We start from the raw sequence: 11772 nt of genomic DNA on the forward strand, positions 1-11772 counted from the left end.
CCAGGGCCATCCCGACTCATCCGCCCATCGGGCAGCCGTCATCGCACGAGGATTCATGAACGACTTCAACGCCACACCCGAACTGGTTCTCCTGCCCGCCGTCGACGTCTCCGGGGGCAAGGCGGTGCGCCTGACCCAGGGCGAGGCCGGCACCGAGACGTTCCACGGGGATCCCGTGGACGCCGCGATGGACTTCGCGCGGCAGGGCGCCCAGTGGGTGCACCTGGTGGATCTCGACGCGGCCTTCGGGCGCGGCAGCAACGCCGCCGTGCTGCGCAAGGTGATCAAGCAGGTGCGGGGCGTGCAGGTCGAGCTCTCGGGCGGCATCCGGGACGACCGCACGCTGGAGGCCGCGCTCGACAGCGGCGCGGCGCGCATCAACCTCGGCACGGCGGCGCTCGAGAACCCCGAGTGGGCGGCGGATGTCATCGCGCGGTACGGCGAGGCCATCGCCGTCGGGCTCGACGTGCGGGGGACGACCCTCGCCGCGCGCGGATGGACGAAGGAGGGCGGCGACCTCTGGACGGTGCTCGATCGGCTCGAGGCCGCGGGCTGCAGCCGGTACGTCGTCACCGACGTGACGAAGGACGGCACGCTGCGCGGCCCGAACATCGAGCTGCTGCGGGAGATCACCTCCCGCACGCCGAAGCCCGTCATCGCCTCGGGCGGGGTCTCGAGCCTCGACGACATCGCCGCCCTGCGCGAGCTGGTCCCGCTCGGCGTCGAGGGCGCCATCGTGGGTCGGGCGCTCTACGCGGGTCAGTTCACGCTCGCCGAGGCGCTGGATGTCGCAGCCGGCTGACGGAGACTCGCCGTCCGGCGATGCGTGCCACACGCCGTCGGACTCGGCGGGCGTGCCCTGGGAGGGGCGCGCGTTCCGTGAGAACGCGCACTCCGACGATGACGGCAGCGCCCCGCTGGACTTCCTCGCTGCCATCGCCTCCTTCCGGGCGGGCGAGGCCGGGCCCGACGCCGTCGTCGACGCCCTCCGCGGTGCGCGGCTGCTCACGCCGCTCGTCGCCGAGCGCGGCGAGGAGGGGCTCTCGTCGCGGGGTCACGTCGTCGACAAGACACAGGAGCTCTCGATCGTCACGGTCGCCGCGCCGGATGGCCGCACCGTCATGCCCGTCTTCAGCAGCGTGACCGCGATGTCCTCCTGGGATGCCGGGGCGCGCCCCATCCCCACCCCCGCCGTGCGCGTCGCTCAGGCGGCCGTGGGCGAGGGCACCGACCTGATCGTCGTCGATCCCGGCTCGGAGACCGAGTTCGTCGTGCGGCGGCCCGCGGTGTGGGCGCTCGCGCGCGGCGAGGACTGGATGCCGCCGCACGCGTCGCCCGCGGTGCGTCAGGCGTTTCTCGAGTCCATCGCGTCGGAACTGGCCGCGATCGATGTGGAGCTCTCCGCGGGCGATCCGCAGGCGCACCTGCGCGGTCCCGAGACGATCGTGCGCCTGCGGCTGCTCGACGGTCTCGACCGCCGCGAGCTCGACGCGGTGCTCGGCCGTCTCGCGCAGCGGTGGGCGGCCGACGACCGGATCGCGACGCTCGTCGACTCGCTCACCGTCAAACTGGAGCGAGGCGCGGCATCCTGACCGCGCGTCCGCTCAGGTGACGGGGCCGGTGTACTTCTCGCCGGGGCCCTGACCGATCGGGTCGGGTACGAGCGACGCCTCTCGGAAGGCCAGCTGCACGCTGCGCAGGCCGTCGCGCAGCGAACGGGCGTGCATGTCGCTGATCTCGGGGGCGCCGGCGGTGATCAGGCCCGCGAGGGCGTTGATGAGCTTGCGCGCCTCGTCGAGGTCGGTCTGCGTCTGCGGGTCGTCGGCGAGGCCGACCTTGACGGCTGCCGCGCTCAGGAGGTGCACGGCGGTCGTGGTGATGACCTCGACGGCGGGCACGTCGGCGATGTCGCGGCCGGCGCTCTGCGACGCGGCGCGGTCCTGCTCCTCCCACCGGGAGTGTCGGGGATCGTCGTGGCGGTCGGGGGTGGGATCGGGAATCGTGGTCACGCGGAACTCTCTGCTAAGCTATGGCGGGCTCCGGGGCATCTGTCCCGGTTCATAAAGAGGATTCGCATCCCACCCGCGTCGGCCGCTCCAGGCTACCGGGTCCTCCACGCTCCGTCGGTCCCTCGCTCGCGAGGTCCGGCAGCCAGGGCGTGACACCGGCGGACAACGCACACGTGCGCCGGGTGGAGTGCGGCATCCCCTTCACCCGGATCCGATCCCTCGTGTCCGGGTGGCCCCGCACAGCACCGTGCGACCCACCTCACGACAAGGAGTTCCGCATCAGCGATCCCCGCACCAATGACCGCATCCGCGTCCCGGAGGTCCGACTCGTCGGCCCCGCGGGAGAGCAGATCGGTGTCGTCCGCATCGAGGTTGCGATGCGCCTGGCGCAAGAAGCCGACCTCGACCTGGTCGAGGTGGCTCCCAACTCGAAGCCACCCGTGGTCAAGATCATGGACTACGGGAAGTTCAAGTACGAGGCGGCGCAGAAGGCCAAGGAGGCCCGGCGCAATCAGGCGAACACGGTCCTCAAGGAGGTTCGCTTCCGCCTGAAGATCGAGGCGCACGACTACATCACCAAGCTCAAGCGCGCCGAGGGCTTCCTCAAGGAGGGCGACAAGGTCAAGGCCATGATCCTCTTCCGTGGCCGCGAGCAGTCCCGTCCCGAGCAGGGCGTGCGGCTGCTGCGCAAGTTCGCGGAGGACGTCGCCGAGTTCGGCACGGTCGAGTCGAGCCCGACGATCGACGGCCGCAACATGACGATGGTGGTCGCGCCGCACAAGAACAAGTCCGAGGTCAAGACGGAGCAGAACGAGAAGCGGGCCGCCAACAAGCAGGCCGCGCGCGAAGCCCGCGGCGGCCGCCCGGACGATGCCGAGCAGTCCGAGACGGCCGCCGAGTAACCACCGACTCCCGCCCCGCGGGTGACCCACACAAGAAGGAAACGACAATGCCGAAGCAGAAGACCCACTCGGGCAGCAAGAAGCGCTTCAAGATCACCGGCAGCGGCAAGCTCAAGAAGCAGCAGGCCGGTATGCGCCACAACCTCGAGGGCAAGTCGAGCCGGCGTACGCGTCGCCTGAACCAGGACCAGGTCCTGTCCAAGGCCGACACAAAGGTCGCCAAGAAGCTTCTCGGCCGCTGAGCGCGCCGCACACGATAGGAAACCAGAGAAATGGCTAGAGTCAAGCGCGCCGTCAACGCGCACAAGAAGCGTCGCGTCATCCTCGAGCGCGCGTCCGGTTACCGTGGACAGCGCTCGCGCCTGTACCGCAAGGCGAAGGAGCAGGTCACCCACTCGCTCGTCTACGCGTACCGCGACCGCCGCAAGCGCAAGGGCGACTTCCGCCGCCTGTGGATCCAGCGCATCAATGCCGCGTCCCGTCAGAACGGCCTCACCTACAACCGCTTCATCCAGGGCCTCGGCCTCGCGGGCGTGCAGGTCGACCGTCGCATGCTGGCCGAGCTCGCCGTGAACGAGCCGGCCGTCTTCGCTTCGCTCGTGCAGACCGCCAAGGCGGCCCTGCCGGCCGACAACAACGCGGCGAAGTCGGCGTAAGCCGTCTCCCGCGAAAGCCCCGGTCCTCCTCGAAAGGGCCGGGGCTTTCCGCTGCTCCCGGCCCGTGCGCCCTCGGGCGGACCTCTCGTCTGAGCGCCCTCTCCGGTTCGACGCGGGCCCCTAGACTGGATCCCGTGCTGGAGAATCCGCGGTCGCCGCGCGTGCGGGCCGTCGCCAAGCTCAGCAAGCGCAGCGCGCGAGTCGAGACGGGTCTGTTCCTGCTCGAAGGCCCTCAGGCCGTTCGCGAAGCGCTGGCCTATCGCCCCGAGGGGATCACCGATCTGTTCGCGACGCCCTCCGCGTGGGAGAAGCACGCCGATGTGCGCGAGGCCGCGCAGGCCGAGGGCGCCGCGGTGACCTTCACGACCGAGGGCGTGCTCGACGCGATGGCCGACACGGTCACGCCCCAGGGCCTCGTCGCGGTCGCGAGGCAGTTCCCGGCATCGGTGCGCGACGTGTTCGCGGCATCCCCCCGCCTCGTCGCGATCTGCGAGGAGGTGCGCGATCCCGGCAACCTCGGCACGATCATCCGCGCCGCCGACGCCGCGGGAGCGGATGCCGTGGTGCTCACGGGCCGCACCGTCGATCCCTACAACCCCAAGGTCGTGCGCGCGACGACGGGCTCGCTGTTCCACCTGCCGATCTCGCTCGGCGGGGGGCTCGAGGGGGTGCTGACGCGGGCCCGCCAGGCGGGACTGCGCGTCGTCGCGGCCGATGTGAAGGGCGGCGACCTGCTCGAGGCCCGATCGAGCGGCCTTCTCGCGGAGCCGACGGCGTGGCTCTTCGGCAACGAGGCGCGCGGGCTCGATGACGACGCCCTCGCGCTCGCCGACGCGTCGCTGAAGCTGCCGATCTACGGTCGTGCCGAATCGCTCAACCTCGCAACGGCCGCGAGCGTGTGCCTGTACGAGAGCGCCTTCGCGCAGCGCTCGGCCCTGGCCTGATCCCTCCGAGCCCGGATTACGGTCCGGTAAAGGTCGTGTCACGCTGCCGGTCGTTCGGCTGAACCTGAGCATATGCTGACCGTCATGGTCGGTCAGAGCGATGTGCAGCCCCGGACGTCGAACATCTCCGCACGACGCGGGGAGCCGCTCGTCGTCGTTGAGCACGTTGACAAGCACTTCGGCGACCTGCACGTCCTCCGCGACATCAACACCGTCGTCAATCGCGGCGAGGTCGTCGTCGTCATCGGACCGTCGGGCAGCGGCAAGTCCACCCTCTGCCGCGCGATCAACCGCCTGGAGACCATCGACTCGGGGGTCATCACGATCGACGGCGCGAAGCTCCCCGAGGAGGGCTCGGGTCTGGCCAGGCTGCGCGCCGACGTCGGTATGGTCTTCCAGTCCTTCAACCTCTTCGCGCACAAGACGGTGCTGGAGAACGTCACCCTCGGACCGATCAAGGTGCGCGGGATGAAGAAGAAGGCGGCCGAGGAGAAGGCGATGGCCCTCCTGGACCGCGTGGGCGTGGCCAACCAGGCGAAGAAGATGCCCAATCAGCTCTCGGGCGGTCAGCAGCAGCGCGTCGCGATCGCGCGCTCCCTGGCGATGGATCCCAAGGTGATCCTCATGGACGAGCCGACGAGCGCGCTCGACCCCGAGATGATCAACGAGGTGCTCGATGTGATGGTCGGCCTCGCGGCCGACGGCATGACGATGATCGTCGTGACGCACGAGATGGGCTTTGCCCGCAAGGCGGCCGACCGGGTGCTGTTCATGGCCGACGGAGCCATCGTCGAAGAGGCCACTCCCGAGCAGTTCTTCACCCACCCGAAGAGCGAGCGCGCGAAGGATTTCCTCTCCAAGATCCTCGATCACTGAGAAGACTTGGCCGCCACAGCGGCCGGGACCCTACGAGATGGCCGCCACCCCGCGGCCCCCACAGCAAAGGACAGGTAGGACATGAAGCGATCAAGACTCTCCCTGATCGGCCTCGCGGCCGCGGGAGCACTGGCACTGACGGCGTGCGCGGGCGGCGCCGAGACGGGTGGCGAGACCACGGTCGAGCCCGAAGAGGCGCCCTCGTTCGAGGCCGGCACGACGATGGCAGAGCTCGCCGAGGCGGGCACCATCACGATCGGCACGAAGTTCGACCAGCCGCTGTTCGGTCTGATGGGCCCGTCGGGCGTGCCCGAGGGCTTCGACGTCGAGATCGGCAAGATCATCGCCGCCGAGCTCGGCATCGCGCCCGAGGACATCGACTGGGTCGAGACGGTGTCCGCGAACCGCGAGCCCTTCATCGAGAACGGCCAGGTCGACATCGTCATCGCGACCTACACGATCAACGACACCCGCAAGGAGGTCGTCTCGTTCGCCGGGCCATACTACATGGCGGGGCAGTCGATCCTGACCCTCGCCGACAACGAGGACATCGAGAGCGAAGAGGACCTCGTCGGCCAGCCGGTGTGCTCGGTGACGGGTTCGACGCCCGCCGCCAACCTCGAGGCCCTCGGCGCCGAGGTGCTGCTCACCGACACCTACTCGAACTGCCTCGAGCCGCTGCGCAGCGGGGCCGTCGTCGCCGTCTCGACCGACAACGTGATCCTCGCGGGCCTCGCCGCCCAGAACGAGGGCGAGTTCAAGGTCGTCGGCGAGCCGTTCACCGACGAGCCCTACGGCATCGGCCTGGCGCTGGACGACACCGAGTTCCGGATGTGGATCAACGACGTGCTCGAGGCCTCGTACGAGGACGGCCGCTACGAGGACGCGTGGAACGCGACCGCCGGCACCATCCTGCCGTTCGTGGACCCGCCCACGCCCGACCGCTACTGAGCGACCCGGGATGCCTCGGGGCGGCCGATCACGTCGACCCGAGGCATCCCCGTCCTGAGCTTCAAGGAAGGAGGGGTAGTGGACCAGCTGATCTCGCTCGCTCCCGTGTTCTGGGAGGGCTTCAGGGTCACCCTGCTGCTGCTCGCCGTCTCGGGAGCGCTCGCGCTGGTGCTCGGCACCGTCATCGCCGCGATGCGCATCTCGCCCGTGGCTTCGCTGCGCATCTTCGCGTCGGTATGGACCGAGGTCGCGCGCAATACGCCGTTGACACTGGTCTTCTTCTTCTTCGCTTTCATCGTCCCGTTCCTGGGGCTCCGGCTTCCCTACGTCGTGCTCGCGATCTTCGCGCTGACGTACTACACCTCTCCGTTCGTGGCGGAGGCGCTGCGCTCGGGGATCAACGGCGTTCCCGTCGGCCAGGCCGAGGCCGCGCGCAGCATCGGCCTCGGTTTCGGCCAGAGCGTCTCGCTCGTCGTCCTCCCGCAGGCGTTCCGCATGACGATCCCACCGCTGATCAACGTGTTCATCGCGCTGACGAAGAACACGTCCGTCGCCGGGGGATTCTTCGTGGCGGAGTTGTTCGCGTCCACCCGTGAGCTGACCAACGCCAACGGAAACATCGTCATCCCGATCCTGCTCGTCACGGCGGGGCTCTATCTCGTCGTCACCGTGCCACTCGGCCTGTTCGCCGGGGCCCTCGAACGAAAGCTGGTGGTGCGGCGATGAGCGGCTCGAGCGTACTCTTCGATGCGCCGGGTCCCCGGGCCCGCCGCATCTCGCTGATCGTCTCCCTCATCGGCCTCGTGCTGATCGCAGGGCTCGTCGCCTGGGTCGTGGTGATCCTCGCCGCTCCTCGCACCTCGGGCGGCATCGTCGTGCCCGGCATGTTCTCGCCGACGCGCTGGGACATCTTCACCGACCCGCAGGTGTGGAGCTTCATCGGCCAGGGTGTGCTGGGAACGCTGCGGGCCGCGGCGGTCGCCGCGGTCGGCGCGATCGTGCTCGGCATCGCCCTCTCGCTCATGCGCAGCTCCACGATCGCGTGGGTGCGCATCCCGACGGCCGTCTTCATCGAGTTCTTCCGCGGCATGCCCGTCCTGCTGATGATGCTGTTCATCCTGCTCGTCGCCTCGACAGGCGCCTTCTGGGCAGTGGTCATCGCCCTCATCCTCTACAACGGCACGCTGATCGGCGAGGCCCTGCGCGCGGGCCTGGCCGCGCTCCCGCGGGGACAGCGCGAAGCCGCGCTGTCGGTGGGCATGCGCGAGTTCCAGTCCAAGATCCTCGTGGAGTTTCCGCAGGCCTTCCGCCAGATGCTGCCGATCATCGTCGCTCAGCTCGTGGTGCTACTCAAGGACACCTCGCTCGGGTACATCGTCGGCTACAACGAGCTGATCCGCACGACGATGAACAACCTGGCGTCGTTCTACGGCAACCGCTACCTGTTCTCGCTCTTCGTCGTGACGCTGGTCATCTACCTCGCGATCAACCTGTCGCTGTCGTGGTTCGCGCGCTGGCTCTCGCGCCGGACGGCGAGCGGCGGCACGCGCGCCAAGAAGGGCAGGGGCGGCGAGGACGTCGATCCCGACCAGGCGATCATGCTGGCGCAGGCGTCGGCGGCGGCGCGCACATCGGGGCGCACGGGCGGCGCTCTCTGACTTCTGCGGGCGCGGGAGGCGGCATCCACCCCCGGTAGACTCGCCTCTCGTGTCTGACACTCCCGAGATCACGCCCCAGGCGGTCCAGGATGCCGTGGATGCCGCGCTCGCGGCCATCGCCTCGGCAGCCGACACCGCAGAGCTCAAGGCCGCCCGCTCCGCCCACCAGGGCGACGGGTCGCCGCTTGCCGCGCTCAACGCGCGCATGCGCGATGTGCCGAAGGAGCACAAGGCCGAGTTCGGCAAGCTCGTCGGGCAGGCGCGCGGCGCCGTGACGCAGGCGCTCGCCGCGAGAGAGGCGGAGCTGGCCGAGGCCGAGACGGCGGCGCGGCTCGAGGCGGAGCGGATCGACATCACGGCGGTGCCCTCCCGCACGCGCGTCGGGGCTCGGCATCCGCTGTCCCTCCTTCAGGAGCAGATCAGCGACATCTTCGTCGGCATGGGGTGGGAGATCGCGGAGGGGCCCGAGCTCGAGCACGAGTGGTTCAACTTCGACGCCCTCAACTTCGACGTCGACCACCCCGCGCGCCAGATGCAGGACACGTTCTTCGTCGACCCGGTCGACCGCCACCTCGTGATGCGTACGCACACCAGCCCGGTGCAGGTGCGCTCCATGCTCGAGCGAGAGCTGCCCATCTACGTGCTGTGCCCGGGGAGGGTCTACCGCACCGACGAGTTCGACGCGACCCACCTGCCGGTCTTCACGCAGTTCGAGGGCCTCGTCATCGACAAGGGCATCACGATGGCGCACCTCAAGGGCACGCTCGACCACGCCGCGCGCGTGCTGTTCGGCCCGGAGGCGAAGACCCGCTTCCGCGCCAACTATTTCCCCTTCACCGAGCCGTCGGCCGAGCTCGACCTCTGGCACCCGACCTTCAAGGGCGGCGCGCGCTGGATCGAGTGGGGCGGCTGCGGAATGGTCAACCCCAACGTCCTCCGCGCCGCGGGCATCGACCCCGACGTCTACTCCGGCTTCGCCTTCGGGATGGGCATCGAGCGGACGCTGATGTTCCGAAGCGACGTGCAGGACATGCGCGACATGGCCGAGGGCGATGTCCGCTTCAGCGAGCAGTTCGGGATGGTGGTCTGATGCGCGTTCCGCTGTCGTGGCTGCGGGAGTACGTCGAGGTGCCGGCGGATGCCGCGCCCGAGGACGTGCTCGAGGCCCTCGTGTCGGTGGGCTTCGAGGAGGAGGACGTGCACGGCTTCGGCCTCCAGGGGCCGATCGTCGTGGGCCGGGTGCTCTCGTTCGAGGCCGAGCCGCAGTCCAACGGGAAGACGATCCGGTGGTGCCAGGTCGATGTCGGCGAGGGCGAGCCCCGCGGAATCGTGTGCGGCGCCGGCAACTTCCTCGAGGGCGACAAGGTCGTCGTGACCCTGCCGGGGGCCGTGCTGCCCGGGCCCTTCCCGATCGCGGCGCGCAAGACCTACGGCCACGTCTCGGACGGCATGATCGCCTCGGCGAAGGAGCTGGGCCTCGGCCAGGAGCACTCCGGCATCCTGCGCCTCGGCGAGCTGGGCCTGGACCCCGAGGTCGGCACCGATGCGATCGCGCTGCTCGGGCTCGACGACGTGGCGGTGGAGATCAACGTCACGCCCGACCGCGGCTACGCCCTGTCGATCCGCGGCGTCGCGCGCGAGTACTCGCACGCGACCGGCGCGGCGTTCACCGACCCGGGCCTGCGCGAGGTCGACGCCCCGGGTACGGGCTTCCCGCTCCTCATCGACGACCGGGCGCCGATCCGCGGCCGCGTCGGGGCGAGCGAGTTCATCGCACGCGTCGTGCGCGGGGTGGATGCCTCGGCGCCGACCCCGCCGTGGATGATCGCGCGCCTGGCCCTCGCCGGCATCCGCTCGCTCGGCGTGCTGATCGACATCACCAACTACGTCATGCTCGAGCTCGGCAACCCGATCCACGGCTACGACCTCGACAAGCTCTCCGGCGGCATCACGGTGCGCCGGGCGGAGCCGGGGGAGAAGCTCGAGACGCTCGACGGCCAGGTGCGCACGCTGCACCCCGAGGACCTGCTGATCACCGACGAGTCGGGCCCGATCGGCCTCGCGGGGGTCATGGGCGGCGGCACGACCGAGATGAGCGACACGACGACGAACGTCCTCGTCGAGGCGGCGGTGTTCGACCCGGTGTCGATCGCCCGCACCGCCCGGCGGCACAAGCTGCCCTCCGAGGCATCTCGCCGCTTCGAGCGCGGCGTCGACCCGCTCGTCTCCGTCGTCGCGGCGCAGCGCGTCGTCGACCTCATGGTCCAGCTCGCCGGGGGCACGGCGGACGCACTCGGGGGCGCGCTGCAGCCCGAGCACGTGATCGAGGGGATCGAGCTGCCCGCCGGCTTCGTCCAGGGGCTCATCGGCGTGGACTACACGGCGGTAGAGGTCGAGGACGCCCTTCGCATGATCGGCTGCGACGTGCACGAGGGCGCCGACGGATGGAACGTCATCCCGCCCTCGTGGCGCCCCGACCTGACCGATAAGTGGACCCTCGCGGAGGAGGTCGCCCGCATCAGCGGGTACGACCGCATCCCCTCGGTGCTGCCCACCCCGCCCTCGGGACGCGGGCTCACGCCCGCCCAGCAGGGTCGCCGGCGCGTGTCCAACGCGCTGGCCGCCGCCGGCTTCGTCGAGACGCCGGCGTTCCCCTTCACCACCGAGGAGGCGAACGATCTGCACGGGTCGGCCTCGGGCGCGCACCTGCCGAGCATCAAGCTCGCGAATCCGCTCGACGGCCAGGCGCCCTTCCTGCGGCGCTCGCTCGTGCCGGGCCTGCTCCAGACCGCCCACCGCAACCTCTCCCGCGGGCTCACCGACCTGGCCCTGTTCGAGGTCGGCACGACCTTCGTGCCCGAGCCGGGCGTCGTCTACGGCACAGAGAGCGTGCCGCCGCTGGCCGTGCGGCCGGATGCCGCGACCCTCGCGGCGCTCGACGCCTCGATCCCGCCGCAGCCGCGCCTCGTGGCGGTGCTGCTGGCGGGCAACGTCGCGCCGAAGCAGCCGGGGCGCGCGCCCGAGCCGGCGGGGCTCGCCGAGGCCCTCGACGCCGTGCGCATCGTCGCCGCCGCCGCGGGGGTGACGATCGACGTCGCGCAGGGCGCGCGCGCCGCGCTCCACCCCGGGCGCACGGGCGTGCTCTCCGTCGCGGGCACGGAGGTCGGCTACGTCGGCGAACTGCTGCCCGCCGTCGCTGAGGCATCCGATCTGCCCGGTCGCGTGGTCGTCGCAGAGCTCGACCTCGACCTCGTGCTCTCGATCGCGGGGGAGAAGGTCGTGGCCGCCTCGCTGTCGACCTACCCCGCGGCGACGCAGGACGTCTCGCTCGTCGTGGGGGCCGACGTGCCCGCCGCCGCCGTGCGGGGGGCCGTCGCGGAGGGCGCCGGCGAACTGCTGGAGTCGCTGCGCCTCGTGGACGACTACCGCGGGCAGGGCGTGCCGGAGGGATCGAAGAGCCTGACGTTCGCGCTTCGCTTCCGCGCCCCGGATCGCACGCTGACCGCCGCCGAGGCGACCGACGCGAAGCTCGCGGGCGTCGCCGTGGCGGCCGAGCGCTTCGGTGCCAGCATCCGCGACTGACGCGGGAGCCGCGGCGAGCTGCCGACGACAGGCGATCCGACGGACGCAGGACGATGCGCTCGGGATCGTCCTGCGTCGGCACGATCTCCTGACTCGGTGCACGGGTGTCGACGTGCAGCGGGGCGCGATTCTGAGAGAGTGGTCCAGACGGGGGATATGGGGGGGCTTCGGGCGTGGCCCGAGAAGGAGGGAGT

13 protein-coding genes are annotated in these 11772 nt (G+C 70.4%); 12 read left to right on the top strand and 1 reads right to left on the bottom strand.

The genetic code is table 11. The annotated features are described in order from the left end of the window. Positions 1–55 precede the first annotated feature (55 nt). Entirely contained in the window at positions 56–802 is a 747-nt protein-coding gene (gene priA, locus RYJ27_RS03790) for a bifunctional 1-(5-phosphoribosyl)-5-((5-phosphoribosylamino)methylideneamino)imidazole-4-carboxamide isomerase/phosphoribosylanthranilate isomerase PriA (RefSeq protein WP_330171423.1), read from the top strand. Continuing rightward, positions 786–1592 carry an SseB family protein gene (locus tag RYJ27_RS03795; RefSeq protein WP_330171424.1) on the top strand — a complete coding sequence of 269 codons (807 nt, stop codon included), beginning with the start codon at positions 786–788 and terminating at the stop codon, positions 1590–1592. The genes priA and RYJ27_RS03795 overlap by 17 nt, the downstream gene beginning before the upstream one ends. Positions 1593–1604: 12 nt before the next feature. Here RYJ27_RS03795 and RYJ27_RS03800 read toward each other — a convergent pair whose 3' ends face one another. Next, positions 1605–2009, bottom strand: a complete 405-nt coding sequence (locus RYJ27_RS03800) for a DUF1844 domain-containing protein (protein WP_330171425.1) — start codon at positions 2007–2009, stop codon at positions 1605–1607. Positions 2010–2287: 278 nt separating this feature from the next. On the opposite strand from RYJ27_RS03800, the gene infC reads away from it, so the two are divergent. From infC to pheT, 10 genes are all read left to right on the top strand, one after another. Continuing rightward, positions 2288–2911, top strand: coding sequence for a translation initiation factor IF-3 (gene infC, locus RYJ27_RS03805; RefSeq protein WP_422732882.1), 624 nt, complete (start codon positions 2288–2290; stop codon positions 2909–2911). A gap of 47 nt (positions 2912–2958) precedes the next feature. Then, positions 2959–3153, top strand: coding sequence for a 50S ribosomal protein L35 (gene rpmI / locus RYJ27_RS03810; protein ID WP_330171426.1), 195 nt, complete (start codon positions 2959–2961; stop codon positions 3151–3153). Between the two features lie 30 nt (positions 3154–3183). Then, positions 3184–3567: a 50S ribosomal protein L20 gene (gene rplT, locus RYJ27_RS03815; protein ID WP_330171427.1), complete on the top strand. Its 384-nt coding sequence runs from the start codon at positions 3184–3186 to the stop codon at positions 3565–3567. Positions 3568–3701: 134 nt separating this feature from the next. After that, complete coding sequence (locus RYJ27_RS03820) at positions 3702–4511, top strand: TrmH family RNA methyltransferase (RefSeq protein ID WP_330171428.1); 810 nt, start codon at positions 3702–3704, stop codon at positions 4509–4511. An 84-nt stretch (positions 4512–4595) separates the two neighbouring features. Beyond that, positions 4596–5387: an amino acid ABC transporter ATP-binding protein gene (locus RYJ27_RS03825; protein WP_330171429.1), complete on the top strand. Its 792-nt coding sequence runs from the start codon at positions 4596–4598 to the stop codon at positions 5385–5387. Positions 5388–5468: 81 nt separating this feature from the next. Further along, a complete protein-coding gene (locus RYJ27_RS03830; protein WP_330171430.1) occupies positions 5469–6338 on the top strand; it encodes a glutamate ABC transporter substrate-binding protein in 870 nt (289 codons plus the stop codon). 78 nt (positions 6339–6416) lie between these two features. After that, positions 6417–7064, top strand: coding sequence for an amino acid ABC transporter permease (locus RYJ27_RS03835; RefSeq protein ID WP_330171431.1), 648 nt, complete (start codon positions 6417–6419; stop codon positions 7062–7064). Beyond that, the gene (locus RYJ27_RS03840; RefSeq protein WP_330171432.1) at positions 7061–7996 is read left to right on the top strand and encodes an amino acid ABC transporter permease; all 936 of its coding nucleotides are present in this window, start codon (positions 7061–7063) and stop codon (positions 7994–7996) included. Before RYJ27_RS03835 ends, RYJ27_RS03840 begins: the two co-directional genes overlap by 4 nt. Before the next feature lie 49 nt (positions 7997–8045). Continuing rightward, the gene (gene pheS, locus RYJ27_RS03845) at positions 8046–9086 is read left to right on the top strand and encodes a phenylalanine--tRNA ligase subunit alpha (RefSeq protein ID WP_330171433.1); all 1041 of its coding nucleotides are present in this window, start codon (positions 8046–8048) and stop codon (positions 9084–9086) included. Further along, positions 9086–11578 carry a phenylalanine--tRNA ligase subunit beta gene (pheT, locus tag RYJ27_RS03850; RefSeq protein WP_330171434.1) on the top strand — a complete coding sequence of 831 codons (2493 nt, stop codon included), beginning with the start codon at positions 9086–9088 and terminating at the stop codon, positions 11576–11578. The genes pheS and pheT overlap by 1 nt, the downstream gene beginning before the upstream one ends. Positions 11579–11772 lie beyond the last annotated feature (194 nt).

Source organism: Microbacterium limosum, from assembly GCF_036324365.1.
Taxonomy (GTDB): domain Bacteria; phylum Actinomycetota; class Actinomycetes; order Actinomycetales; family Microbacteriaceae; genus Microbacterium; species Microbacterium limosum.